Origin of the sequence: Fibrobacter sp. UWR2, from assembly GCF_002210285.1 — a bacterium.
In the GTDB taxonomy this organism is placed as follows: domain Bacteria; phylum Fibrobacterota; class Fibrobacteria; order Fibrobacterales; family Fibrobacteraceae; genus Fibrobacter.
On record NZ_MWQE01000002.1, the window covers coordinates 325,034 to 350,331 of the forward strand.

Below are 25,298 nucleotides of genomic sequence, written 5' to 3' on the forward strand. Positions count from 1 at the left end.
GCTTACCCGCGGAGCGATTTCACTCCGCGCTCAAAACGTTCACAGGCTTTCGCAAGCGATTCGTCGCTTGCCGCATAAGAGAATCTCATGCAGGTGTCATCGCCGAAAGCGGCGCCCGGCACAATAGCAAGCCCTTCGCTTTCGAGTAGGAACTTGCAGAAGTCGATGGAACCCTCGATTTTTGTACCTTCGGGGGTTGTTTTCCCGTAGAGTTTGCTGACGGGGAGGAACAGGTAGAATGCGCCTGCCGGGGCCTTTACGCTTTCGCCGAGAATGGCGGACATGCGTTCTACCATGAAGTCCCTGCGCTTTTTGAAAGCGGCGCACATACTTTCGGTGCTTGCCTTGCCCATTTGGAGTGCGGCAAGGGCCGCGTATTGCGCCACGTTGCTCGGGTGGTGCGTTGCCTGTCCCTGGATTTTGCCGATGATCTTTGCAATCGGTGCGGGCGCGGCGTCATAGCCGATACGCCATCCCGTCATGCAGTACGATTTAGAAAAGCCGTTCACGACAATCGTGCGTTCCGGCATCCCGTCGAATGCGGCGGCACTGACAAAGCTTCCGCTGTAGGTGAAGTATTCATATACCTCGTCAGAGATGCAGTAGATGTCTTTTTCGACAATGACTTTTGCAAGGCTTGCGAGCTCTTCGCGCGAATATACGGAACCGGTCGGGTTGCACGGGTTGTTCAGGAGTATTGCTTTTGTCTTGTCGGTGCAGGCTTCGCTGAGTTGCTTTGCCGTAATCTTGAAGTCGTTTTCGATACCGGCCTGCACAAATACGGGCTTGCCGCCGAGCCACTTTACGAGTTCAGGGTAGGTGACCCAGTAGGGCGCGGGTATAATCACTTCGTCGCCCGGGTTTACAAGCGCTGCTAGCGCATTGAACACGGCGTGCTTCGCCCCGCTAGTCATGATAATCTGTTCGGGAGCGTAGTCGATGCCGTTTTCCTTCTTGAGTTTTTCGGCAACGGCCTTGCGCACCTCGAGAATGCCTACGGGTGCGGTGTAGCGCGTTTTGCCGGTACGTATGGCTTCGCAGGCGGCGTCCTGGATGGGCGTGGGAGTCGGGAAATCAGGTTCGCCGGCACCGAGGCTCACGACGTCCTTGCCGTCGGCAATCATCTGCTTTGCAAGGGTGTCAATGGCGACAGTGAGCGATGCTGCGATGTTTTCGGTTTTTGTAGAAAGTGCGCGTGTCATTTTGCTTTTTTCTGGGCCTGTTTAATTCGGTAATGGTCGAGGGCTCCCGCAATCAGGGGGTAGATGGTAAACTGCGACATGAATATGCAAAGCAGTCCGAGGAGCAGGACCTGGCCGATGCTACGCAGGCCGGGGTGAGACGAAATCATGAGGCCGTAGCAGGCGATAAGCGAAGCCATCTGGCTTATGGCGATGCCCGAGAACTTCTTCTGCATCACCGTGAGGGCCGTATCGCCCTGCTTGCTGTAGAACGCACTCCAGAGCTGTAGCGAACCGTCTACGCTTGCGCCGATGATGATGGGGAAGGCTAGCGAACTGTACACGGAAAGCTCGATGCCGAAAAGCCTCATCAGTATGAGCAGCCAGCTCATGGCAAAAATCGAGGGCAGGATAGTGAATATGGCGCGGGTCAGCCTGTTGTAGTAGAGCAGGAGCAGGAACCATACCAGGAAACTCCCGACGGTGATGGTCTTGTCGAGATTCTGTAAGATCTTGTCGAGAATTGCGGCACGGATTACCGGGAGGCCAGTGGCGAGGTATTCATTGCCTTGTGTGCCCTGCAGCTTCTGGATGTCCTTGTAGAGCTTTCGGCAGGCGAGCCCGTCGGTGGGGTCGATGGTGTGGAAAATGAATGCGAATACGCCGTTGTTGCCCTTCTTGTCGCGGAACTTGTTCAGTACGTTCTTGGGCTGGTCGTATGTATCCAGGTTCCTGCGGGCAAGAGATTCCTTGATGAGCGCGAAGGCCTTGAGTTCCCTGGAATCCATTTTCGCGGTGAAGTTGCCGGTCAGCATTTCTTGCAGGGAATCGAGTTTTGCCTTGCGCGAATCGCTCATGTTAGGTCCGAACTGGGCCAGGGTGTACATGCTTGCGATGGTTGGAATGGCCTTTTTCTTTTTCAGGTTGATGAAGTTCCTGTACAGTTCCTTGCCGACTTCTTCATCTGCAAATTCGATAATGATGGGGTCGTATTCGGGGAAGCCTGTTTGCGCAATAAGCGAGTCTGCGGTGGAGGCAGGTTTCTGTATTTCGGTCTTCTTGAAGTCATAGAAGAACTTGAGGTTCTTCCCTCCGTAGATAAGGCAGGCGAGGCTTGCTACGGATACGATGACGATGAGGACGATGTTCAGTGTACGGGGGAGAAGCTGTATGGTGTAGTCGCGGTTGATGCGGAAATCGTTCACGGCAAATGGACGCTTCTTTTGGAATACGCGCAACAATGCGGTCGTTACGAGGATGGTGACAACCCAGTTCAACAGTGTGCCGAGGCTCCCGAGTACGGCGAGTTCCTGCAGGCCCGGTAGCGGTACGAGGATCATGCATGCGAAAAGGCCGGCCATGATGCACGTGTACGCGCATGTGGAGGGCCCGATTCCGAGTACGGCGCTCTCGATGCAGAGCTGTGGGGGTAGGTTACGCGCACGCTCCAGGAAGTACCGCTTGAGTACGTGGCTTACGACCTGGCAGGCCTGCCCCGGGAGCACAAGCGCGAGCAGGAGCGTAAAGAGATTTATGCGCCCGTAGATGAGGGCCGCAAGCGCAAGCGTGTAGAGAATGGGGAGCGCCGTTGCAATCGACGAGATGACGATGAGTTGCGGTTGCCTGTAGAAATGGATGATATACAGGAGCAGGATCAGGAGCGCAGTGAGTTTTCCGGCGAGCTTTGCTTCGGGGAGCATCGTGTTGCCCTGCCGTATGGTGTCGTGCACCTTGCCGGTGTAGAACACGCTGACTTCTTTCCCGTTAATGATTTCGGAGAGATACTCGCTTGTCCTCGAAAGTAGCGCGCGGCTCGCCTTGAGGTCGGTGTGGGAATTCGTGGGGTAGATGTCCACTACGCGGATTGTCCCTTCTCTATTCGAGAACCTTTCGGACATAAGGCCAAAGTACTTGTCCTGCAGGCTTTCGAGATCGGCCTGCGCTTTAGCTGTTGGTGCCTCGGAGGAATCTTTTTCGACAAGGTCTACAAGGAAGGGATTGCTTTTGGAAAGGGCCGCCCTCTTGAGGATGGCAACGCGACTGATGATGGTATCGAGGTCGCTTTCCTCAATGTAGAGGAGCGAATTGCGCGTGTAAAAGTCGACGTCGGTCTCGAAGTCCACGAAATGGACAAGGGAGTCGTTCTGTAGGCGTTCGGCAAGCGCTTTTGCCGTGTTGTAGTTCAACAGGCTGTCTTTGGCTTGAAGGACCACGGTAAGGCTTCCGAGTCCGCCGAAATCCTTCTCGATTTTTTTGTAGTCGCTATTTTCCTGGTTGAAGAAGGATAGCGTGTCTTGCAGTTGGATGTCCCAACGCAGGTTGCTTATGGGGTACGCGCTCATCAAGGCAAGGATTGCGCTCAATGCGAGTACCGCAATCGGTAGACGCGTGAGCCTCCTGACGATTTTACTGACAAGCGTGAACATCAGTTACAATATAACTAATCGTCGGCCCCTGTATATCGAGTTTGTTGCGAATGTACTACTTGTCGCACGTTTTGAAGAAGCAACTGCGGGCGCCCGTATGGCAGGCGACCTGCGGGCCCTTCATGCGCACTTTGAACAGAAGCGCATCGGAGTCGCAGTCGGCGCTCCATTCTACGACGGTCATCACGTTCCCGCTGGTGTCTCCCTTGTGCCAGTATTCCTTGCGGCTACGGCTCCAGAACACCATTTCGCCACATTCGTGCGTGCGGCGGAGGGCTTCCTCGTTCATCCATGCCATCATCAGCACGTCGCCCTTGTCGGCGTCCTGCACGATGGCCGGTGCGAGTTTCACTCCATCCACTTCGACTTCGAACTTGACTTCCTTAATCAGGTCTTCGAATTTCATCTTATCCTCGCACCTGGCCGTTGCCGCGCAAGATCCACTTGTAGCTGCAGAGGCTTTCCACGCCCATCGGGCCGCGGGCGTGCAGTTTGTCGGTAGAGATGCCCACTTCGGCGCCGAGGCCGTATTCGCCACCGTCGGCAAAGCGCGTACTCGCGTTCACCATCACGCTGCTGCTGTCCACGTTCGCCACGAAGTAGTCCTGCACGCTTGTATCTTCTGCAACAACGGCTTCCGTGTGGCGGCTGCTGTTTGCTTCGATGTGGTCGCAGGCTTCGGCGACGTTATCGACGAACTTGACGCTTGCCTTGAGGGCGAGGTATTCGTGATGGTAGTTAGAGTCGTCACCGATGTCCTTGATGCGGCTGTCGTGGCTCTGGGCGTCTTTGTTGCCGTAGAGTTCCACGCCGCGTTCCACGAGGGCGTCAAGCATCTTCTTCACGTCGTTTGCGGCGAGATGGCGGTCGAAAATCACGCATTCCATGGCGTTGCACACGCCGGTGCGCTGCGTCTTCGCGTTAATCAGGATGTTGGTCGCCTTCTCGATGTCGGCGGACTTGTCGATATACACGTGGCAGATGCCGTTGAAGTGCTTGATGACGGGAATCTTGCTCTGTTCAACGACCGCGCGGATCAGGCGTTCACCTCCGCGGGGGATGACGAGGTCAAGGCAATCGTTGCGTTGCAAGAGCATGCCCACCAGGTCGTGGCTCGTTTCGGTCACGAGCTGCACGGCATCCTTGTTGACTCCGTTCTGCTCAAGTGCCGCATGGAAGATTCCGGCGAGGCACTTCGCGGAGTTGAGCGATTCCTTGCCGCCACGGAGAATCACGGCATTGCCCGCCTTGAAGCAAAGGCAAGCACCGTCGATGGTTACGTTCGGGCGGCTTTCAAAAATAAAGAACACGGCGCCGATAGGCACGGCCACGCGGCTAATCTTGATGCCGTTCTTCAGTTCGCGGCTTTCGAGCACGCGGTTCAGCGGGTCGGCAAAGGCGGCGATTTCTTCGGCTCCTTTGGCCATGGCTTCGATGCGGGCGTCGTTCAGGGTCAAGCGATCCATCTTCGAGTCGTCGAGTTTTCCGGCGGCAGCCTCAAGGTCGAGCTTGTTGGCGGCGAGAATGGCCGGCTTTTGCTCGCGGAGCAGTTTTGCCACGAGGTTCAGCACCGCACTACGTTTTTCTGCGCTCAGGGTGCGGATTGTCTTGCTTGCGTTTTTGGCGTTTTTTGCCAAGATTTCGGAATACTCTTCCAAGTTGGAATAATTTTGAGTCATGTTTTTAATATAGAAAATTGATTTTAGTCACACAATAGTGTATTTTAATGGTACAGGTTTGTTTTTACCCGCGACATTAACTTATAGTCGCGAGGTATCGGACTTGGGTGCTTGGCTCGGCGTGTTCTCTCCACGCCGAGTCTTTTTGATACCGCTCGCGCTGTGTTTTGGGCTTTTTTCATGAAAAAGACAGACTAAATGCAGGCCCCTGTGGGTTTAGTCTGTAATTTATTAGTTTGTTTGTATTAAAAATGAGCGAAAAAGTCGTTTTGGAGGGCGTCAAAGGGGCGAAATCGTCAAAAAGTCGTTTTTTGCGGGCGATTTCTGATTAATTTGTTTGTAATTTTACGGACTAAATGTGCCACCCTTCGCATTTAGTCTGTCAAAACGGCGGAAAACGCCTGTTTTTTTTTGCGCGACTCTCGAAACGAAAAAAAAGCCCCGCCGCGAGGCGAGGCTTTAGAAATTCATTGCGAAATTCTTAGAGCAGGTTCACGATGGCGGTGAACAGCGCGTCGGCGAGGGCGTTCGTTTCGAGGCCTTCGAACACGCTGAACTGGTTGAACATGATCTTGCCCTTGCCGAACGGGATCATCTGCATGTCCACGCCGGTCTTCACATCGCCGTCCTTGATGCTCACGGAGCGGGCGAACACGGTTGCGCCCGGCAGTTCATTCAGGGAGAGCCCTGGCATCACTGCGGCCGCATTGTGGTCGAGCACGCTTGCGCCGCCGAACACCGGCAGGAGCGCCGAATCCTTCGGGAGGTAGTGCAGGCTGATGCCGTTTGCACCGGTGCTCCAGTTTGCTTCGACCGTGCAGTCGAAGTTGTGGCTCTGGTTCATGAAGTCGATGTCTTCGGGCGTCATGTCCGAAAGCAGGAGTGTCTTGCCGCCATTCTTCGTGACGTCGACAATCTTGTTGAGGATTTCGTCGGGCCAGGAACTCAGGTTGGCCGTAAAGATAATCTTCTCCGGTCCGGTGAGAGCTGCAAGTGCGTCGCTGGATTCTTCGCTGTTGTCGAGGAAGCAGACCTTTTCCATAGCGCTCTTCACGTCGGCGCTTTCCATCACGATCAGGTCTTCGGTAGAGGAATGGACTTCCTTGCCGTTGTCCTTGAGGGTGATACGGATCTGGAACTTGCCCGTGTTGCGCGGGGCCATGAGCGTGCAGATGCCGAGCTGCGTAAGGCTTGTCTTGCCGGTGGTCTCCTCGGGGACCATTTCCTGCTTGTTGAGTTCTTTTCCGCTTGCATCAATGAGGCTAACGTCGACAGAAACGTTTTCGAGACGGCCGTTGTTGAGGAGCGTGAGCTGGAAACTGACTTCGCTCTGCGGGGCGACCACGTGTTCAAGTTCGCTGATAAGCACGCGGCTCGGGGTCGTGATTTCCTTGCAGAATTCCTCGAGGCCCTTGCTCTTGCGGTTCTCGTCGCAGATGCCGCAGAAGTCGGTGCCGAAGTCCGCCCACTGTTCCAGGAAGAACCCGGAAATCTGCGGGTTACTCTGGAAGGCGGTAATCTGGTCGAGCTTGCTCTTTGTTGCAATGTTGCGGGAGCATTCGATGAACGAGGCGACGGAGTCCCACACGGAAAGGCCGGATTCCTTGACGAAGGTTTCGATGGCCTTGTACGTGTTCTTGACGGCCTTCTGGTTCTTGACGCCGCGCGGTCCCTTGATGTTGGTCGCGGAGTTCGGGAGCAGGGTGTGGTTCTTGATGGTCACCAGCATCTTGTTGCTGACGTCGGTCGCGGAGCTGTCTTCGCCGTCCTGGAAGTGGCTGTCGCCGAAACCGGAATCGGGCACCATCAGTTCTTCCTCGTCCTTGTTGAAGCAGTGGGCGAGGTAGTGCGTGTAGGCGGCGTTCGGGGTCATCCTCGGGCGAACCGAGAGCGAGGCGAACTGCGAAATGCGGTCGACGGAGACGGGGAGGAGCTTGCCCGTATCCTTGCGGAAGTTGCCTTCGTTGTCGATATAGATACTATCGAGGTTGCTGATAGTCGGGCGCGTCATGTCGACAGGGCTGATGGCGTTCAGGAGCTTGTTGCCGTTCTGGAGCATAAACGTGCCGTTCTCGGAACCGAGCACCCAGGCCGCGATACATGGATGGTTGTGCTGTTCCTTGACGATATCGTTGATGAGGTTCTTCGCGTAGTCTAGACCGGTTGTCGTGGAACGCATCGTGTGGATGGGGAATTCCTGGAAAACAAGCAGGCCAATTTCGTCACAGATGTCGAGAGCCTCGTTACTCAGGGGTGCGCCACAGCTGCGGATGGCGTTGAAGCCTGCAGCCTTCACGGCGAGGAGGTCCTTCTTGAGGTTCGGGTTGTTCGTTGTCCAGAGGCCGCCCTCGCTCCACTGCTGGTTATAGCTTACGCCCTGGAGTTTGAGGATGGAGTCGTTCAGGTAGAAGTCGCCCTTGATGCAGTCGAACTTGCGGAAGCCGAATGTGCGCACTACGGGGAATGCGTATTCGGGGGCTTTGCCCTTGCCGGACTTGATTTCCATCTGGACTTCGACGGCAAACATATTGGGCTTTTCGGGGCTCCACACGCACTTGCTACGGTTGAAGTCCTTGATGCCGAGCACCAGGCGGTAGGTCGTGTTTTCCTTGTCGAGTTTCGGATTGTCCTTGAACCATTCGTACACGTCGCCGTTCGGGTTACGCATGAGGATGCGCAGGCGGGTGCTGAAACCGCGGGGGTTGTTGAACGCGATTTCGAGCGTCACGCGTTCCTGGTCCATGTCGGGTTCCACGTGCAGGTCCGAAATGAAGGCGGCATTGCCGAGAATCAGGTCGACATGGCCGAAAATGCCTCCGAACGGGTACTGCGTCCAAGGCAGGCCGACCGGCACTTCGCTCGGGTGGGCGTAGCGGTCGTTGGCGCCTTCCTTGGTTTCGCGCCCGAAGTCGATACGGCTGTTGGCGGCACCCATGTTGGCCACGCGGATGCAGAGCACGTTCTCTTCGCCGAGCTTGATGGCCTTCTGGGTCTCGAGGATAAACGGGGTGTAGGAGCCAAAATGGTCGCCGAGCAGCTTGCCGTTAAGCCAGATGGTGGCGTGCGTGGCGATACGTTCAAAACGGAGGAAAATGCGCTTTGTGACCTGTTTTTCGTCTTCGATGGTAAAACGCTTAAAATAGAACGCGCAGTCTTGCGACATCAGGAGCTTTTCAAACGACCTTTCCCAGATATGCGGAACGGATACTGTTTCCGTGTCTTCGGGGTAGGTGGCGTACCAGCGGTTGGAAATGCCGGAATCTTCAGTGTCCCACTTCATCTGCCAGTCGCCGTCAAGGCTCATAATCTTATTCATTCGGATGTCCTTTATAAAAATTTGGCGTAAAAGATAGAATTTTAGAGGCTAGGCGGTGGGTTGGAGGGGAAAGAAATATGCGAAAAATGATGTTTTTTATGGGATTTGTCTTTACAAGACTCTAAACTTTTCTATATTTGGGGTCCCAATAGCAACCAAAAAAAGGATTACAAAAATGTATTCTATTGTTGAAACAGGTGGTTTCCAGTATAAAGTCGAGCTGGGCAAGGCCTACAAGGTCCCCACGATTGACGCCGCTGTTGGTTCCGAACTGGAGCTCAAGTCCGTTCTTCTTTTCTCCGGAAAAGAAGTGCAAGTCGGCACCCCTGTCCTGAATGACGCCTCCGTGAAGGTCGAAGTTCTTGCCCACGGCAAGTACGACACCGTCATCGTGTTCAAGAAGAAGCGTCGTACCCGTTACGAACGTCGTAACGGTCATCGTCAGGGCTATACCGAGGTGCTGGTTACGGAACTTCGCTCCGGCGCAGAATCCGCAAAGGTCGATTCCAAGGTTATCGAACGCAACCGCGCTCGCGTGGCTGCCCTTGCCAAGCAGAAGGAGCAGAACAAGCCCCTTACCCGCAAGGAAAAGATTGCCCAGGGCATCGCCAAGCCGGCCAAGGTCAAGAAGAACTCTCTCCGCAAGGCTAAGGAGGCTTAATCCATGGCACATAAGAAAGGTCAAGGTTCCGTACGTAACGGCCGCGATAGCAACGCCAAGTATCTTGGTGTTAAGAAGTACGCAGGCGAAGTCGTCAAGGCTGGCAACATCATCGTTCGTCAGCGTGGTTCCCACTTCCACAAGGGCACCAACGTCGGCATGGGCAAGGATTTCACCTTGTTCTCCCTCGTTGATGGCGTCGTGAAGTTCGAACACGTCGATGCGAAGCGCCAGAAGGTCTCCGTTTACCCGGAAGAAGCCAACTAAACCGCTTTGAACGAATTTGAAAACCGGACGCGAAAGCGCCCGGTTTTCTTGTATATATATAGTTTGCGATGACTTTATGCCGCGTTTTTGCGGGCCTTCTTTTCCCTATAGATAATCACGGCAAACCACACGATTCCGGCAAGGATCATGAGGCTGCAGAGGGTCTGGCCGCGGCTCATGCCGAAAAGGTCGACACGGCCAAGGTGGGCATCGGGCCTGCGGAAGAACTCGATGAAGAAGCGGAATATGCCGTAGCCCATCAGGTAGAGGCAGGGCATCTTGTCGCGCAGAAGAGGAATGCGGCGCAAGTTATAGAGGAGGGCGAACAGGATGACCCCCTCGAAGAGCATTTCGTAGAGCTGGCTCGGGTGGTGCAGAATCGGGTTTGTAACCGGACTGTCGTGCGCCATCGGGAAATACATGCCGATTCCGCTCGTGGTCACCTCGCCGAAGAGTTCCCCGTTGATGAAGTTGCCGTAACGGCCCCAGGTATAGGCGAGCGGGGCGGCGAGGAAGCAGAGGTTGAGCGTCTTCCACACGTCCATCTTGTTGCGCTTCATCCCGATGATGGCAAAAATTGTACCGAGAATCATGCCGCCATGGTAGCTCATGCCTGCAATTCCCGTGAAGTGCCAGCCAAGTGCATCGTGCGTGAGGGGGAGGATTATTTCCGTCGGGTTCGCGAAGTAGTAGCCCGGCTTGTAGAAGAATACGTACCCGAGACGCGCCCCGATGAGGATTCCTGCGATGGCCCATACGAAAAGGTTGTCGAACTGCTCCTTCGTATACCCGAGTTTCTCCTTCGAGTTGATTTTCCACATGGTGAAGTAGGCGGTAAAGAAGGCAAAGATATACATCATGCCGTACCAGTGGACTTGGAAGTTCAGGATAGGTATAGTGAATGCTATTCCGTCAAAGTAAGTCGGTATCAGGTTCCACCAGGTCGGTTCCATATTGTCCTCGTATTTTGTTCTAAATCTAGTAATTGCCGCGCGTTATTTTTTTGGCCAGAGGGTTTGGTGTGCCCAGTAGTTCATTATCATGGCGGCCACCTGGCATGCGGGCTGTGAGCGGTAGCCTTGCAGGTCATGCACCTGCATGATGACGACGATGATGGATTTCGAGGGGTCGTCCTTCGACTGCGCGAACCCCATGAACCATTCGTAGCGTCCGTATGGATCCTGCCCGTCGAGCGAACCCGTCTTTCCGCCGATGTTCAGCGCGTTGAAGTTCTTGCGGGCCATGTTGCGTGTCGAAATGTGCTTCCTTGCGGTCCCGTTCGTGACGGAGCGGATCATTGCCTGGCGTAGCCCGTAGTACGTGTTCTCGCTGAACTTGCCCACATCGAGCGCGATACGCGATTTCGGGGCGTAACCGGGCACGTCCTTAGCCCACGGGATTTCAAGCGGTTGCTTCATCAAGATGGAACGTACCTGCGCTGCGGCAAGGAGCGGCGTGAGGGTCGTTGCTTCGGTAAATCCGCAGCTCGCTTCGGCAAGCCCGTAACCGCTGTCGGGCGGGTTGTAGACGGAGCGTCCTGGAATTCCGCCCGGGAAGTTCATGTTGTAACCAAGGTTCCTTGCGGCCTCGCGGAGGCGCTTTGCACCGGTATTCATCCCGATGATGGCAAGCGGCGGGTTTGCGGACTTCGCGTAGGCGTCTTGCAGTTCGATTGTCGGCCCGCTGTAGTTTTCGGGCACGCGCAGCTGGTTCTTGTACAGCGTATGGTGTGCGCCCCTGTCCGGAATGGGGGAGTTGAGCGAGTAGCGGTTGCTTTCCATGGCGGCGGCAATCGTGATGGTTTTTGCGAGCGAGGCCGCGGGGAACGACCCCTTCACGAAATAGTCGGGGCTGTTCTGCACCTTGTAATCCTTCGTCTCGCCCCAGGCGATAATCTCGTTGCTCTTGGGTTCTACGACCAGGATGGCGCTGTGCATGGGCCTGAAACGGCGGAGCATGTTGTCGATTTTCTCGGCGAGGAACACGTCCTTCTGGGCCTTGATATGTACGGAATCTACGGGGTCGTTTTCAGGAATTGATTTTGCTGCGGTATCTGCGGATGCGGAATCGATTTCTTTCGGTGCTGCTTCAGTGGCGGCTTCCATTGATGCCTTGGCTTCGCCGAAAAAAAGGCTCTTTGCTGCGGACTCGGTTAATGTATCCCTCACCTTGATTGCTCGGTGCGCTTCCTTGAGCGAATCGATGATGGAAGAATCCACACGGAGTGTGTCCTTGATCCATTCTTTGGATGTCGCCGTAGGATCATTGCCGTTTACGACGAATCCTGTCGGTTTCGTCGCCTTTTCGCCGCTCTTGAATATGCACGAACCAATCAGGGCGCAGGCTGCAACAAAAATGGCGATAGCAATACAGCGGTTACGTAATCTCTTCTTGTAGGGGAGTCGGTTCTGGGGGTCGTAGTAATATTTCATCGGGTTACTTGAAAATAGTCTTGCGGTAGTAGGCGAGCTCGGCAATGCTCTCGCGGATATCGTTCAGGGCCTCGTGGCGCTTTTCCTTCTGGAATTCCTCGAGTTTCGGGTACCAGCGGAACGTGAGTTCCTTGATGGAACTTACGTCGATGTTCCTATAGCAGAGCCAGTTCGAAAGGTTCGGCATGTACTTGTACATGAATCGCCTATCTTGCGTGATGGAGTTCCCGCAGAGCACGTTCTTTGTCTTTTCGGTAAAGGGCTTGATGAAGTCGAGGGTCACCTGCTCGGCGTCGGCGGTGGAGTACCGCGAATGGCGGCAGCGGTCCACGAGCCCGCTTGCCGTATGGTGCGTTGTATTCCATTCGTCCATCGACTCGAAAACGTTTTCGTTCTGGTGTACGGCGATGACCGGCCCTTCGGCAAGGATGTTCAGGTCAGCGTCGGTGACGATGGTCGCGACCTCCAGGATGACGTCCTTTTCAGGGTCGAGTCCGGACATTTCAAGGTCCATCCATACAAGGTTATGGGAACTCTTCTTTTTTGCCATATTGACTGCAAATGTAGTTTTTTATGGATATTTTGAACCGTATATTAGTCAATTATCATCTATTTTGGCTATCTATCAAATAACTTAGCGGATGAGAATAAAAACACTTTAATGTAAGAAAATTATTTGCTATATTCGCGCTCGTTAATTTGTTATACAGGAAAATACTATGGAAGAAGTAGTTATCACCGGTATGGGCTGTGTTTCGGCCCTTGGAAATTCCCCCGACATTCTCTGGGACAACCTTTTGCAGGGCAAGTCCGGCATTGCCAAGATTGACAGGTTTGACGTTTCTGCACTGCCTGTCCAGATTGCGGCTGCGGTCAAGGAATTTGACGGTTCCGAATTTTTCAGCAACAGAGACCAGTCCAGGTTCTCGAAGTGCATCCAGTATGCGGTCTATTCCGCCTTCCAGGCCTTGAAGAATGCGGGTATTGACCCGAAGGCCGAAGATCCCTCCCGTTCTGGCGTGATTATCGGTGCCGGTATCGGCGGTATGGCTACTTATACCGACAATGCGGTGACCTGGGGTACCCGTGGCCCGAGCCGTGTTTCGCCGTTCTTTATCCCGATGTCGATTACGAACATGCCTGCTGGCGAAGTTTCCAACCGCACTGGCTGGATGGGCCCCTGCTTCGCAGTCGTTTCTGCCTGCGCAACTTCGAACCACTCCATCGCTGCCGCTTACGACGCTATCCGTCTGGGCCGTGCCGACATCATGCTTGCCGGTGGTACCGATGAGACGGTGAACCCGCTCGCCCTGGCCGGCTTTACCAATATGCATGCCCTCTCCAAGCGTAACGATGACCCGGAAACGTCTTCCCGCCCGTTCGACAAGGACCGCGACGGATTCGTGATGGGTGAAGGTTCCGGCATCCTCGTGCTCGAGAGCCTCTCTCACGCCAAGAAGCGTGGTGCCAACATCCTGGCCCGCGTCGCTGCTGTAGGTATGAGCGCCGATGCGCACCATATGTCCGCCCCGCGTGAAGACGGCGAAGGTGTGCGTCTCGCTATCGAGATGGCACTCCGCGATGCAGGAATTTCCCCGAACGACGTTGGCTACGTGAATACCCACGGTACATCGACTCCGCTCGGTGACGTCGCTGAATGTTCCGCACTTGAAAAGGTTTTTGGTGCGCGCGACAGCCTGAAGGTGAACTCCTCCAAGAGCATGATTGGCCACGCTCTCGGTGCCGCCGGTGCCCTCGAAGCCATCATCACGGTGAAGTCCCTGCAGGACCAGATGATCCATGCGACAAAGAACGTGTTCAACCAGGACGAACGCATCCACCTGGATGTCTGCGCCAACAAGAACGTGTCGCACTCCTTCAAGTACGCCCTGTCCGACGGCTTCGGCTTCGGTGGCCAGAACAGCGTGCTCCTGCTGGCCCGCGACTAGTTCACACATTCCACATTAGTAAAGCCTCCTGGAGTTCAGTCTCCAGGGCTTTTCTTTTTCTATCTTTGCGGCTGTGAAACGTCTTTCGACATGGATATTCCTTGCTTGCGTCCTGGCTGTTTTTGCCGGGCAGTCCATTGCGGCTCCTTTTGACCCGCCGACATGGCGCGATTCCACATGGGATTACCGCAGTGAGGATTCCGTCGACATTAAATCTGATATTTCCTGGTGGAAAGTGGGGACCGTCGGTGGAGTTGCGCTTTCTTCCTATGCGGCAGCCTACATTTTTGTATTCGCAAAGGGATGGTGGGACAATGATTCGAGCCATTTCCATTTCGAGAATGATTTCAAGTATGCGCTGAATCTTGACAAGTTTGGCCATTTTGCCGCAGGCGTGATTCTCGGAGAAAGTTTTTACGAAGGTTACCGCTGGGCGGGCCTTTCCGAATTCAAGTCGTACCTTTTCGCAGGCCTCTCCGCGATGGCAACGCATATCGCCATCGACGTGAAGGACGGCTATTCGCCTGCCTGGGGATTCAGCATTTTCGATGTGCTTTCGGGAACCCTGGGTGGATTTTGGCCGATGGCCGAGCGCTACGTTCCCGTGTTCAAGTATGTAGACCTCAAGTGGAGTTACTGGATAAATTCAACATATTTTTACGACAAGACAACTCATCGTGGCGATGCCGTCTTTACCGACGACTATGTGAACCAGACTTTCTGGGCGTCCTTCAAGCCGTACCGCTTGCTGCCCGCTAGTGTGCGGAAGTATTACCCGAGCTGGCTTGCGTTTGCCGCAGGCTTGAGCATTGACGAAAAGGCGATGGACTTCCATGCACCAGACAAGGAAAGGCATCGCGAAGTCTACCTGGCGCTTGACTACGACTTGGAAGCGTTCCGCCCGCAGAGCCGTATGGCGCGTACGTTTATCAAGTACCTGAACTACTTTAAACTTCCGGCCCCGGCAATACAGGTTTATCCGGAATTTAACTGGTACCTGCTTTACCCGATAAAGTTCTAGGAGGCTCGCATGAAGAAGATTCTCATTGCCGGTTGCCTGCTTGCAACATGCGTTCTTGCGCTCCCGCAGACGGGTACGTTCCGCGACAGCCGCGACGGCAAGACCTACAGGACGGTCGTTATCGGAAGCCGCACGTGGCTTGCGGAGAACCTTGCCTACAATGTGGATGGCAGCGCGTGCTATGCGGATAAGCCTGAGAACTGCAAGAAGTATGGCCGTCTCTACACGTTCGAGGCGGCAAACAAGGCGTGCCCTGCGGGCTGGCACCTGCCCGAGAACGACGAATGGAAACGCTTCCGCACGTTTATCGAGGACAGTGACGGCAAGGAGGCTGCCTGGATGAGCCTAAAGTCCCGCGACAAGTGGGATGGCAGCGACCGTTACGGGTTCGATGTCGTGCCTGCGGGCAAGGCGACCGACGAATACCTGGAACTGGGTGTTTCCGCGCATTTCTGGAGTTCCACGGCCGAGGACGGCGATGCCTATGGCTGGCACCTGGCCCCTCCGGGCGATTTTGCGGTGGAATTCGACGTGAGCAGCAACATGTATTCCGTGCGCTGCCTCAAGAATTACTAGAAACTGAAGAGAAAGGCAATCATGGTCCCGAGCCAGAGCACGATTGCCGCATAGAGACCGCCGAGAAGGTCGTCAGCCATCACGCCCCATGCTCCCGGGAGTTTTTCGATCTTGTGTATTCCGAGCGGTTTCAGGATATCGAAGAAGCGGAACAGCCCGAAAGCAATGGCCAGGTAGACAGGGTATTCGTCAATTAAACTACAGGGTATGAAAGCCAGTGCCATAAAGACGCCACAGACTTCGTCGATGACAATCCAGCCCGGGTCTTCGGTGCCGGTATCCTTCATCGCCTTATTTACGAATGGAATTGCGGCAAAGAACACAACAAGGGCGGCGGCCAGGAAAAAGAAGTTTATGAACAGACCAAAAATTTCGCTACCGACGAATATGTAGGATTCGAATTCGAACAGTTTGCAGGCTAGAACTGTCATGGGGTAGGCGACAATCGCTGCGGCAAGGCTTCCCATGGTGCCGGGGGCCTTCGGGCTCATTCCCGAGCCGAAGAACGTCACGACAAGCGTGGTAAGCCAGTCCGTCTTGCGCCATTCATGGGGTACGCGCTTCTTCCCGTATTTCTCTTTCAGTTCTTCCTTGTTCATACTTCGTAAATTCCCGGTTCACGCCAGTTTTCGTCGCGGTTGCTGTTCATGCTCTTGTCCGAAACGCTTTCGGCTGGGTGTGCCGGCCAGGGCGATTCTACGACTTCCTTGATTTTTTCGGCTTGAACTTCGCGCTTCTTTTTCCAGTTTTCCAGCTGCTCCTTGAAAGCGGCGCGCAGCCTCTCCATGCCGATATTTTCCTTGGCGCTTATCTGGATGGCTTCCGGATAGTTCTGCAACAGTTCGGTACGGCGCGCCTCGGAGGCGACTTCCACCTTGTTGAATACGCGCAGGCGCGGCGTTTCCTTGCTGATGATGCCTTCGAGCGTCTTGTGCGTGACTTCGAGGTGCTCGCGGTAATCCGGCGCGCTTCCGTCGACGACTTCCAGGATGCAGTCGGCGTGGGCGGCCACCCCGAGGGTGCTCTTGAAGGTCTCGATGAGGTTGTGGGGGAGCTTGCGGATAAATCCGACGGTATCGGAAAGGATGATGTTCTCGCCATCGAGGAATAGCTTGCGCGTGGTGCTGTCGAGGGTGGCGAACAGTTTGTCTTCCACATAGACGTCCGCACCGGTCAGGCGGTTGGTGAGCGTCGACTTGCCGGCGTTCGTGTAGCCCACGATTCCCACCTGGAAGATGTCGTTGCGGTTCTCGGCCTGGCTTTCGCGCGCCTCCTCGATTTTCTCGAGTTTCTTTTTGAGTTCCTGGATTCGCTTGCGGATCATGCGGCGGTCTGTTTCCAGCTGGGTTTCGCCCGGGCCCTTGGTGCCGATACCGCCATTGTGCTGGCGGCAAAGGTGCGTCCAGGCGCGGGTGAGGCGCGGCATCATGTACTGCAGTTGGGCGACTTCCACCATCAGGCGGCTTTCGGCCGTAATGGCGTGCTTTGCGAAAATGTCGAGGATGAGGCCCGTACGGTCGAGCACCTTGATTCCGGGGAGGCGCTGTTCGAGGTTCCTTACCTGCGAGCCGGAAAGGTCGTCGTCGAATACGACCATCTTCGCGTTTTCTTCTTCGAGGGCGCGCTTGACCTCGTTCACCTTGCCTTCGCCAATGAGGGTAGCCGGGTTGAAGTTCTGGACGCGCTGCAGGAAACTTTTGACGACGACTGCGCCTGCGGTTTCGGCAAGTCGCCCGAGTTCTGCGAGCTGTTCGCTTGCCATCCAGTTCCGCACTTTCGGGGTCGAAATCCCCACGAGGATGCAGCGTTCCTTTTCTTGCTTATGTTCTGCGGGCTGTTTCATTCTGCCTATCTAGCAATTTCCGTTCAGTTTCAGGAACCAGTAGTCTTCGCTGTTGATGCTGCTGCCTTCGGGCGAGGCGGCGTCGGCGAGCTTCGCGAAATCCGGTGCATTCTGGCCCTGCACGTTATTATCCGGCACATCCGTTTTGGGTGTATCAAAATCCTTGTTGTCCATTTCAGCCATGCGCAGAATATAACAAATTCTATATTACTGCACATGAGGTTGTGGCTTTCGACATCCCCTGACGATTTTTCCGCGGAGTTTGACGACATCGAGGAGATGTTCAAGCGCGGTCTTACGCGCCTTATTCTCCACAAAAGGAATGCGACCGAAGCGCAGTACGAACGCTGGCTCATGGCCCTCCCGATGGAATACCGCGACCGCATCTGGGTGCGTGGAACACCCGACATGGCGGAACGCCTGGATGTTCGGGGCTGCATCATCGAAGCTTCCGTGCTTGCAGGCGAAATCCCCGAACGCTGGAAGCGTATCAATTGCATCGCGCTATGCCGCAGCCTTGAACAGCTGGAATCGCTCCCTGAATGGGTCGTGGGAGCCCTGATTGGCCCCGTATTCCAGCCGCAATCCGTCTACGAACCGGTCGAGACACTCGATTTCGGTGGTCTGGCAGATAAATTAGCAGAAAAAAGCCTGCAGGCCATCGCCTTCGGGGGCATTGACCACGAAAATCTGGAAGAAATCAAGAAACTTCCTCTACAGGGAATCTCCGTACTCGGTGGAGTCTGGAACTATGCCGACCCGGTAAATGCTTTCGTCAAGCTCAGCCACGCCTGCAATATCTAGCGGTTGCGTATTTTTGAAATTCTCGACATTCCGTTATCCAGAATTTCTTTCTTGATATATACGCCGTCATTATCCGGTTTTGCATTGAGCCTTTGGCCGTTCATGCTGAAGTATTCCGTACGGACGACTTTGCCCATGAACTTGAGGTCGAAAACGTTCTTGCCTGTATCTTTTACGATACGGATTGTAGTGGTATCCGGTTCCTTATACGGCTTGTCAGGGTCGTCTACGACCAGCTTGATTTTTGCCTGGCTCTTGCAGCCGGTCTCGTTCGTGTAGGTCACGGTGTAGTAGCCGCTATAGTCGCCGTCTACATTCTTGAGCGTGTTCTCGCGGGTGGTGGACTTGAATCCTCTGGGGCCTTCCCAGCTCCAGATTTTGCCGTCCCACGGGTGTGGGCCGAACTGCACCGTAGCGCCCTTCGCAACCTTCAAGTCGAGGGTTTCGTTCCAGCCGTCTTCGCCGACCTTTACGTAGGGGATAATCTTCGTGCCGCTGCATGGGCCTACGATCTTTTTGCCATCACACACGCCGATGGAATCGGGTATGTCGATAATGCGTGGCTCGAAATCCTTGGAGGGGAAGGCCTTCAGGAGGGCAGAGGTTTCTTCGGCTGTAATCGGGAGTACCGTGCCGTGCCTCGGGGTGAAAGCCCCCTTCATTTCGGTATTCTGCACGAACGTGAAAGTGTTGAGGTCGGGGCTGCTCGTGAACTGGTAATGGCCGTTGTTGTAGCAGTCGTACATCAGTATCCAGGAATTCTGGTTGATGAGCTTGAATACTCCGGCGCCCTCTACGGCCTCGGTCGTCTGCTGTAGGGCCTTGCTGGGCTTGCTCCACTGCGACCCGGAGGCGGCTCCGCTTTTGGGCAGGAGCGTCTGTGCGGTCACCTTGCATATTCCGCCGTCGCCCTCATTCTTGTAGAAGGCGTGGTACAGCCCGTCTATCTTGTTGTAGACGATGTCCATGTCGATGGTGGATTTTCCGCGGTCAAAGAAGTGTATGGGGTCGCCTTCCAAATCGGTAAAGTTCTTGTTCGAGTAGGCGTAAAATACTTTGTCGTAGCTGATGGTGCCGTCGTTGGTTAACAGCGAAAAATAAACGAGCGGGCGGCCCTTGGTGCCGTCTCCGTTATCGTAGGTGTCGTCCCAGAATGTTTCGGGGGCCCACACGCGGGTCACGTTCGCGAAGTTCTTGCCCTTGTACTTTTCGGGGAAGTGTACGGTGCTGTGCTCCCAGTTGATGAGGTCGCGGGAGCGCATGAGTACCATGCCGCGGTTGCTTGCCCAGCCTTCGGCGCTCTTCATGTCGGTATTCACCATGTAGAACCAGCCGTCGGGCGCTCGCAGCACGTGCGGGTCTCGGAGCCCCTTCTTGATGCTTACCGTGTCGGCGCCCACCACGCGGTTCCCGTTATTTATCGCGGTAAAGTTGTAGCCGTCGTTGCTGAGGGCGTAATAGATGTTTTCGTTGTTGTTTGCCGGGAAATACGCGAAAAGGTAGTTGGAGTAGGGCTCGTACCCGTGGATGGAGACCTTGATCGGTACATCCTGCGTCTTTGTGCTTAGGCCGTCGTGGACGGTCGCCGTGAGGGTTACTTCCTTGTTTTCTCCGACAAACCTTCCGTTGATGTGTCCGTCATGGGTGAGGAACAGGGTATCGCTGCTTTTCCACGTGATGGGGAAGGTCTCTCCGGCAATCTTAATCGTATCGAGGAGGGAGAGGTCGGTATAGAGGTCCTTGGCCGTGTTGCCTAAGCTCATGCTTACGCTGTCGACTGCGCACCAGAACGGGGCGACGACATCTTCCTGGGCAAGGACCGTTGTGGAGAAGGCCACGCCCATGGTGAGTGTTGTACATAAAATGCGTTGGTTCATACTCTTTTCCCGGTATCCTCTACAATATATATACAGGATGCGTAAATTTCCTGAAAAAACCCTATTTTGTATAGAAAAATTGTCCATTGGGAGCAAAATCGCATTTTTACGCGCTTTTTATCTTACATATTCCATTTTGGAATAGAATAGGTTGATTTATTTTGATTTTTAAGCATATATTTGGGCTATGGAACAGGCAAGAGCCAAGATTTTAGTTGTTGACGACACCAAGACCAACATTGAGGTCCTGGAAAACGTATTGATGGATTTTTATGACGTTTATGTGGCAAAAAACGGGAAAAAGGCGCTAGAAATTGCCGAAAAGGTCCTTCCGGACCTGATTCTTCTCGATGTAATGATGCCCGAAATGAACGGTTATGAAACTTTGAAAGTCATGAGGGAGATGGACACCCTCAAGGATATTCCTGTATTTTTCCTGACGGCAAAATCCGATAACGAGAGCGAGCAGACCGGTCTCGACCTGGGTGCCGTAGACTATATCGGGAAACCCTTCAACCCGCAACTTGTCCTGTTGCGCGTGAAGAACCAACTGGAATACAAGCGGCAGCGCGACCATCTGCATGAACTTGTCGACGAGAAGACGGCGGACTTGCGCCGTACCCTGAAGGTCATGCTCACGAGTCTTGGCTCGCTGGCCGAATTCCGCGATCCCGAGACGGGCGAGCACATCAAGCGTACACAGGTCATTGTACAGCGCCTGGCCGAGGTCCTCCAGAAGAACCCGAAGTTCGCACAGGCGATTCCTTCGAGCGAGTACGTGGACTACTACGCGACTGCGGCCCCGCTGCACGATATCGGCAAGGTCGGTATCGAAGACGAGATCTTGCGCAAGCCTGCAAAACTTAACGAGCAGGAACGCGAGATCATGAGCAAGCACCCGAAAATGGGCTACGACGTGCTCATGGATGCCACCAAGGAACTGCACGATAACCCGATGGTGAAGATTGCCGCCGATATCGCATGGGCGCATCACGAAAGGTGGGACGGCGAAGGCTACCCGCGAAAGCTCAAGGGTGAGGAGATTCCCGTTGGCGCGCGCCTCATGGCTGTGGCCGACGTCTACGATGCCCTCGTTTCACGCAGGCCCTACAAGGAGGCGTACCCGCACCGCTTTGCCGTAGACGAGATTGTCGCTGCTCGCGGGAGCCAGTTCGACCCGGATGTTGTCGATGCCTTCCTGACTATTGCCGAAGACTTGCCCAGGATTTACGAACAGTTTAAGGACCAGAATCGTTGACAAGGAACTTAGTGAATTCAAAGCGCCGCAAGCTCAGCTGGCGTATTTCGATTGTCTACATGGTACCGCTTGTCATAGCGGCGGTTCTTCTTGTTTTTGCGTTCCTGTTCTACCTTGAAAACACGCTTATCTCTACAGCCTACAGCAGTTCCGAGATGCGCCTCCACAAGACCGTCGAGGCCTGCGAGAATATCCTGAACAAGTACCAGGGCGAATTCAGCAAGTTCATCTCGAATGTCGGTTCTATCAACAAGCAGAATGCAAAGGCCACGCTTGGCAAGCGTATCCTGAAGGATGACCGCATTCTCGACATGTTCTACGGGTCTTCCGATGGCGAGTACATCAGTGCCCGCGGCAACACGCTCGATAAGGGCGTGTCCGAGTTCCGTACCAAGGACTGGTTCCTCGAGGCTTCCCGAAACAAGGGAGTGGCCATTACGGGCCCCACCATGCGCAAGGCCTTCAATAAGCAGGTCCTGACCCTTTCGCAGGCCGTCCGCGACAAGAACAACCGCGTCAAGGGTGTCGTTGCCGAAGACCTGGACATGCAGATGCTTAGCCAGGCCATGAGTGATGGCATCGACAAGTCCGATGGCGGCATTATCCTGATGCTCGACAACAGCAGCAATATATTTGCCTACTATCCTGAACAGACGAACCTTGGCAAGATCGACCTGGACAGTATTAACGCCCTGCTCGACATGGTGACGAGCGAAGTGGACGTGGATTCGCTCCTGATGTACGGTAACGGCAACGTAGTCCGCTTCGAGAAGACGACGAACCACCGCCAGAGTTTCGTGTTTATCGTTTCCGCGATGACGAAGAACCCGTACTACCTGGTCCGTATCCTGCACCAGAATACCGTGGTCGCCAAGTTCAACGAACGCTTCCAGGGAATCAAGTTCGCGCTTATCCTGGCGGTTATTGTGCTCATGTCCATTGCGGGTCTTGCCGCGCGGATACTCTTCAAGCGTTTTATCGAGAAGGACCTAAAGGACAGCGTGAGTTCGAGTTCGCTGTTCGATACGCTGCTTTCGAGCCCGAACATGACGCTTATCCTCACGAACGAGACCTTCGACATTCTGCAGGCGAGCAGCAATGTGGTGGAGTTCTTTACCGGTGGGGGCGAAGATATCAAGGGCGATGCCCTGTGGAAGTATATTCCCTCGGACCAGTTCAAGAAATTTGCGCATCATGTTGCCCTTGGCGGCGAACTGCATCCGAGTGAACGCAGGACCATCGTGATGGTCAAGAACTCGGAAGGCGAGGAGTACTGGTGGAATATCTTCTTTCAGTTCCTTTCCGAAGACGATGGCAGTATCCGCTACCTGTTCATGATTGACGATGCGACGAGCGGCATCCAGAAGGATACCATTCTCGATACCATCATGCTTTCTGCCGACCGCTCGTTCCTCATGATTTTCGACCGCACGCTACATATCAAGTACATGTCGAAGCAGCTGGGCGATATTTTCCAGAAGGACTGGCGCGAACTTATCGGGCTTTCGCTTACCGAACTTGCCTCTTGCGGCATTCCTGACAACGTAATGAAGGAACTTGTTAAGGCGTTCCGTGACCGCGAAACGTGGAAGGATTCGTTTATGTTGCCTTCGAACGAGGGCCACGGCGAAATCTGGTTCCGCGGCGAGGCGGTGACGCTAAAGGCCGAGGAGGCCGTGGTCGGTTACATGTTCTCGATGACCGACATTTCCGAAATTATCGAGGCCCGTGAAATCGCGGAGCAGGCCACGCAGGCGAAGAGCGAGTTCCTCGCCAACATGAGCCACGAAATCCGCACGCCGATGAACGCGATTATCGGCATGGCGCACCTTATTTCCGAAACAGACCTTTCCGAACGCCAGCGCGGCTTTGTCGACCGCATAAGCCATGCGGCCAAGTCGCTGCTCGGGATTATCAACAACATTCTGGACTTCTCGAAGATCGAGGCGAAGAAGCAGGAACTCGAAGTTACGCCGTTCGTACTGCAGGATGTCATCAGCGAGGTGGCCTCGCTTGCCGAAGTCCGCATTGCAGGGCGTCCGATTGAACTTATCGTGGATGTGGACCCGGATATTCCCGAGACGCTCATGGGCGACCCGCTGCGTCTATCCCAGATTTTCACGAACCTCGTGAACAATGCCACAAAGTTTACCGAGAAGGGCGATATCACGCTCAAGGTGGAACTCGAGAACATTACCGAGAAGAACGTCCGCCTGGCCTTCAGCGTGAAGGATACGGGTATCGGCATGACGCCCGAACAGTTGGGCAGGCTCTTTAACGCGTTTACGCAGGCCGATGGTTCCACTACGCGCAAGTATGGTGGAACGGGCCTCGGCCTTGTCATCTCCAAATCGCTCGTGGAACTCATGGGCGGCAAGATGCAGGTCGAAAGTACCTCCGGAGTGGGCTCTCGGTTCTTCTTCAGCATCTCGCTTCCGATTGCCCCGCAGGCGGGCGAACCCAAGTGGAAGTCCGTGCATACCTTCGATGGCAAGAACGTGCTGCTCGTGGATGACTGTGCCAATATGCGTGCGGTGCTGCGCCATATCCTCACGAAACTTCACTGCATTGTGGAAGAAGCCTGCTCTGCGGCAGAGGCGTTCGACCTTATCCAGGCACACGAGGAGGCGGGCGAGGATCCGTACGACTTCTTTATTGTCGACTACAAGATGGGCCTCGAGACCGGATTCGACTTCGCTAAGGGCATTCCGGAGTCGATGCAGATTGTGCCGAAGATTCTCATGCACCCGCTGCACTTCGAGGAAAGCGAACACGAGACGGCGCTGATGCTCGGCTACAACAGCTGCTTGCCTAAACCGCCGCAGATTAGCTCGATTCTCAGTTCCCTCCAGGAGGCGCTGGGCCTCAAGCTCACGTACCAGAAGGCCATCAAGAAGGAAAACCGCAAGATCTACTTCAAGCCGGCGAAGATCCTGCTTGTCGAAGACAACCTGATGAACCAGGAACTCGCTACGTCGCTCCTGAACACGGTTGGCCTTACCACCATGATTGCGAACAACGGAAAGGAAGCCCTCGACCTGCTGAAACCGGGTTCGTTCGACCTCGTGCTCATGGACTTGCAGATGCCTATCATGGACGGCCTTACCGCCACGAAGGAAATCCGCGACAAGGAAGACGAGTATTTCAGGAACGTGCCAATACTTGCGATGAGTGCGCGCGCCTTCCAGAAGGACAAGGAAGAATGCTTCGAGGCCGGCATGAACTCGTATATAGTGAAGCCGATCGACCCCTCGCTCCTTTACGAGGACCTGGCGAAGTACCTGCCCATCGCGTCGGAAAATGCCATACCGCAGAACAGAACGCTCGTTTCTACCGGAAGCGCGCAACTTGCAGACGACGATTCCAACTTCCTAGCGCATTTCTCGAAGGTTCGCGATTTCGATGCCTCTGTCGGCTTGTACCACGCGAACAACAACAAGACCATCTATGTCAGGATTTTGCATGGCTTTGTGCGAGACTATAGCGGGAACAACTTCGAACTGCGCAAGTTGGTGGAGACCTCCAAGTTCGAGGAGGCGACCCGCATTACGCATACCATCAAGGGCCTTTGCGGTACAATCGGTTCAAGCCATGTGCAGTCGCTCGGTGCTGCCGTGGAGGCGACGCTTTCGCAGAAGCTGCAAAACTTCGAGGAGTACAACAAGTTCGAGGCCGCTCTCCACAACCTCATCGAGGACTTGATTGTCGTGCTCAAGGATGTCGATTCGGACCAGCCTGTCGTCGCATCAAAGCGCGAGGATCCGGAGGCTGCCGGTAGGCTCAAGTCTGCCCTCGGCGATCTCAAGGTCGCGCTGGATTCCTGCTCGTCGACGAAGTGCAAGCGCATACTGGACGAATACGAAGGAATCGCATTCGATGGCGATATCGAAGCCCTGTTACAGAAGATGGTGAACCAGGTGGACGACTACGAATTCAGCGAAGCGGCAGAAACGCTCGCCGAACTTGAAAAGAAACTGGGATAAAAAAAGTCGCCGTTTGATCGACGAC

The 25,298-nt window shown here is 54.7% G+C and carries 20 protein-coding genes; 8 read left to right on the top strand and 12 right to left on the bottom strand.

Features of this window, described 5'->3' with window-relative positions:
• Positions 1-2: 2 nt before the first annotated feature.
• The 5 genes from B7994_RS05545 to B7994_RS05565 all read right to left on the bottom strand — a co-directional run bounded on the left by B7994_RS05545 (position 3) and on the right by B7994_RS05565 (position 8,602).
• On the bottom strand, positions 3-1,202 hold the full coding sequence (locus B7994_RS05545; protein WP_088637466.1) for a pyridoxal phosphate-dependent aminotransferase: 1,200 nt from the start codon (positions 1,200-1,202) through the stop codon (positions 3-5).
• Positions 1,199-3,607, bottom strand: coding sequence for an MMPL family transporter (locus tag B7994_RS05550; protein ID WP_088637467.1), 2,409 nt, complete (start codon positions 3,605-3,607; stop codon positions 1,199-1,201). Before B7994_RS05550 ends, B7994_RS05545 begins: the two co-directional genes overlap by 4 nt.
• Positions 3,608-3,662: 55 nt before the next feature.
• Positions 3,663-4,013: a phosphoribosyl-AMP cyclohydrolase gene (gene hisI / locus B7994_RS05555; protein ID WP_088637468.1), complete on the bottom strand. Its 351-nt coding sequence runs from the start codon at positions 4,011-4,013 to the stop codon at positions 3,663-3,665.
• Position 4,014: 1 nt separating this feature from the next.
• On the bottom strand, positions 4,015-5,286 hold the full coding sequence (locus B7994_RS05560; RefSeq protein WP_088637469.1) for a glutamate-5-semialdehyde dehydrogenase: 1,272 nt from the start codon (positions 5,284-5,286) through the stop codon (positions 4,015-4,017).
• 481 nt (positions 5,287-5,767) lie between these two features.
• A complete protein-coding gene (locus B7994_RS05565) occupies positions 5,768-8,602 on the bottom strand; it encodes a glycoside hydrolase family 2 protein (protein ID WP_088637470.1) in 2,835 nt (944 codons plus the stop codon).
• A 175-nt stretch (positions 8,603-8,777) separates the two neighbouring features.
• Here B7994_RS05565 and rplU point away from each other — a divergent pair, with 175 nt between their 5' ends.
• Both rplU and rpmA read left to right on the top strand, forming a co-directional pair.
• The gene (gene rplU / locus B7994_RS05570; protein WP_088637471.1) at positions 8,778-9,263 is read left to right on the top strand and encodes a 50S ribosomal protein L21; all 486 of its coding nucleotides are present in this window, start codon (positions 8,778-8,780) and stop codon (positions 9,261-9,263) included.
• A 3-nt stretch (positions 9,264-9,266) separates the two neighbouring features.
• Positions 9,267-9,530: a 50S ribosomal protein L27 gene (gene rpmA, locus B7994_RS05575; RefSeq protein ID WP_088637472.1), complete on the top strand. Its 264-nt coding sequence runs from the start codon at positions 9,267-9,269 to the stop codon at positions 9,528-9,530.
• A 74-nt stretch (positions 9,531-9,604) separates the two neighbouring features.
• Here rpmA and lgt read toward each other — a convergent pair whose 3' ends face one another.
• From lgt to orn, 3 genes are read right to left on the bottom strand one after another with little or no spacing between them, the layout of a single operon-like run.
• The gene (lgt, locus tag B7994_RS05580; RefSeq protein ID WP_088637473.1) at positions 9,605-10,483 is read right to left on the bottom strand and encodes a prolipoprotein diacylglyceryl transferase; all 879 of its coding nucleotides are present in this window, start codon (positions 10,481-10,483) and stop codon (positions 9,605-9,607) included.
• A 42-nt stretch (positions 10,484-10,525) separates the two neighbouring features.
• Positions 10,526-11,962: a penicillin-binding transpeptidase domain-containing protein gene (locus B7994_RS05585; RefSeq protein WP_088637474.1), complete on the bottom strand. Its 1,437-nt coding sequence runs from the start codon at positions 11,960-11,962 to the stop codon at positions 10,526-10,528.
• Between the two features lie 4 nt (positions 11,963-11,966).
• Positions 11,967-12,512 carry an oligoribonuclease gene (orn, locus tag B7994_RS05590; RefSeq protein ID WP_088637475.1) on the bottom strand — a complete coding sequence of 182 codons (546 nt, stop codon included), beginning with the start codon at positions 12,510-12,512 and terminating at the stop codon, positions 11,967-11,969.
• 169 nt (positions 12,513-12,681) lie between these two features.
• Here orn and fabF point away from each other — a divergent pair, with 169 nt between their 5' ends.
• The 3 genes from fabF (at position 12,682) to B7994_RS05605 (ending at position 15,508) form a co-directional block, all read left to right on the top strand.
• Positions 12,682-13,911 carry a beta-ketoacyl-ACP synthase II gene (gene fabF / locus B7994_RS05595; RefSeq protein WP_088637476.1) on the top strand — a complete coding sequence of 410 codons (1,230 nt, stop codon included), beginning with the start codon at positions 12,682-12,684 and terminating at the stop codon, positions 13,909-13,911.
• Positions 13,912-13,984: 73 nt separating this feature from the next.
• Positions 13,985-14,932: a YfiM family protein gene (locus tag B7994_RS05600; protein WP_233143063.1), complete on the top strand. Its 948-nt coding sequence runs from the start codon at positions 13,985-13,987 to the stop codon at positions 14,930-14,932.
• 9 nt (positions 14,933-14,941) lie between these two features.
• Positions 14,942-15,508 (top strand): fibrobacter succinogenes major paralogous domain-containing protein, encoded by a 567-nt coding sequence (locus B7994_RS05605; RefSeq protein ID WP_088637477.1) that lies wholly within the window; start codon positions 14,942-14,944, stop codon positions 15,506-15,508.
• Here B7994_RS05605 and B7994_RS05610 read toward each other — a convergent pair.
• From B7994_RS05610 to B7994_RS14045, 3 genes are read right to left on the bottom strand one after another with little or no spacing between them, the layout of a single operon-like run.
• Entirely contained in the window at positions 15,505-16,107 is a 603-nt protein-coding gene (locus B7994_RS05610; protein ID WP_088637478.1) for a phosphatidylglycerophosphatase A, read from the bottom strand. The genes B7994_RS05605 and B7994_RS05610 overlap by 4 nt on opposite strands.
• Entirely contained in the window at positions 16,104-17,351 is a 1,248-nt protein-coding gene (gene hflX / locus B7994_RS05615) for a GTPase HflX (RefSeq protein WP_233143064.1), read from the bottom strand. The genes B7994_RS05610 and hflX overlap by 4 nt, the downstream gene beginning before the upstream one ends.
• Before the next feature lie 9 nt (positions 17,352-17,360).
• Complete coding sequence (locus B7994_RS14045; protein WP_158213084.1) at positions 17,361-17,534, bottom strand: hypothetical protein; 174 nt, start codon at positions 17,532-17,534, stop codon at positions 17,361-17,363.
• A gap of 33 nt (positions 17,535-17,567) precedes the next feature.
• Between B7994_RS14045 and B7994_RS05620 the strand changes: the two genes are divergently transcribed.
• Positions 17,568-18,155, top strand: a complete 588-nt coding sequence (locus B7994_RS05620; RefSeq protein WP_088637479.1) for a thiamine phosphate synthase — start codon at positions 17,568-17,570, stop codon at positions 18,153-18,155.
• Here the strand turns inward: B7994_RS05620 and B7994_RS05625 are convergent.
• Complete coding sequence (locus B7994_RS05625; RefSeq protein WP_088637480.1) at positions 18,152-20,032, bottom strand: glycoside hydrolase family 43 protein; 1,881 nt, start codon at positions 20,030-20,032, stop codon at positions 18,152-18,154. The two genes, B7994_RS05620 and B7994_RS05625, sit on opposite strands and share 4 nt — an antisense overlap.
• Before the next feature lie 187 nt (positions 20,033-20,219).
• Here B7994_RS05625 and B7994_RS05630 point away from each other — a divergent pair, with 187 nt between their 5' ends.
• Positions 20,220-21,290, top strand: a complete 1,071-nt coding sequence (locus tag B7994_RS05630; RefSeq protein WP_088637481.1) for an HD-GYP domain-containing protein — start codon at positions 20,220-20,222, stop codon at positions 21,288-21,290.
• Entirely contained in the window at positions 21,287-25,273 is a 3,987-nt protein-coding gene (locus tag B7994_RS05635) for a response regulator (RefSeq protein ID WP_088637482.1), read from the top strand. The genes B7994_RS05630 and B7994_RS05635 overlap by 4 nt, the downstream gene beginning before the upstream one ends.
• Positions 25,274-25,298 lie beyond the last annotated feature (25 nt).

Bases quoted from the DNA above. Each gene is read 5' to 3' on its own strand.
- fabF (WP_088637476.1), top strand. From the start codon at position 12,682: ATGGAAGAAGTAGTTATCACCGGTATGGGCTGTGTTTCGGCCCTTGGA.
- lgt (WP_088637473.1), bottom strand. From the start codon at position 10,483: ATGGAACCGACCTGGTGGAACCTGATACCGACTTACTTTGACGGAATA.
- B7994_RS05620 (WP_088637479.1), top strand. From the start codon at position 17,568: ATGAGGTTGTGGCTTTCGACATCCCCTGACGATTTTTCCGCGGAGTTT.
- B7994_RS05605 (WP_088637477.1), top strand. From the start codon at position 14,942: ATGAAGAAGATTCTCATTGCCGGTTGCCTGCTTGCAACATGCGTTCTT.
- orn (WP_088637475.1), bottom strand. From the start codon at position 12,512: ATGGCAAAAAAGAAGAGTTCCCATAACCTTGTATGGATGGACCTTGAA.
- rpmA (WP_088637472.1), top strand. From the start codon at position 9,267: ATGGCACATAAGAAAGGTCAAGGTTCCGTACGTAACGGCCGCGATAGC.
- hisI (WP_088637468.1), bottom strand. From the start codon at position 4,013: ATGAAATTCGAAGACCTGATTAAGGAAGTCAAGTTCGAAGTCGAAGTG.
- rplU (WP_088637471.1), top strand. From the start codon at position 8,778: ATGTATTCTATTGTTGAAACAGGTGGTTTCCAGTATAAAGTCGAGCTG.
- B7994_RS05560 (WP_088637469.1), bottom strand. From the start codon at position 5,286: ATGACTCAAAATTATTCCAACTTGGAAGAGTATTCCGAAATCTTGGCA.
- B7994_RS05625 (WP_088637480.1), bottom strand. From the start codon at position 20,032: ATGAACCAACGCATTTTATGTACAACACTCACCATGGGCGTGGCCTTC.
- B7994_RS05565 (WP_088637470.1), bottom strand. From the start codon at position 8,602: ATGAATAAGATTATGAGCCTTGACGGCGACTGGCAGATGAAGTGGGAC.
- B7994_RS05585 (WP_088637474.1), bottom strand. From the start codon at position 11,962: ATGAAATATTACTACGACCCCCAGAACCGACTCCCCTACAAGAAGAGA.
- B7994_RS05630 (WP_088637481.1), top strand. From the start codon at position 20,220: ATGGAACAGGCAAGAGCCAAGATTTTAGTTGTTGACGACACCAAGACC.
- B7994_RS14045 (WP_158213084.1), bottom strand. From the start codon at position 17,534: ATGGCTGAAATGGACAACAAGGATTTTGATACACCCAAAACGGATGTG.
- hflX (WP_233143064.1), bottom strand. From the start codon at position 17,351: ATGAAACAGCCCGCAGAACATAAGCAAGAAAAGGAACGCTGCATCCTC.
- B7994_RS05550 (WP_088637467.1), bottom strand. From the start codon at position 3,607: ATGTTCACGCTTGTCAGTAAAATCGTCAGGAGGCTCACGCGTCTACCG.
- B7994_RS05610 (WP_088637478.1), bottom strand. From the start codon at position 16,107: ATGAACAAGGAAGAACTGAAAGAGAAATACGGGAAGAAGCGCGTACCC.
- B7994_RS05545 (WP_088637466.1), bottom strand. From the start codon at position 1,202: ATGACACGCGCACTTTCTACAAAAACCGAAAACATCGCAGCATCGCTC.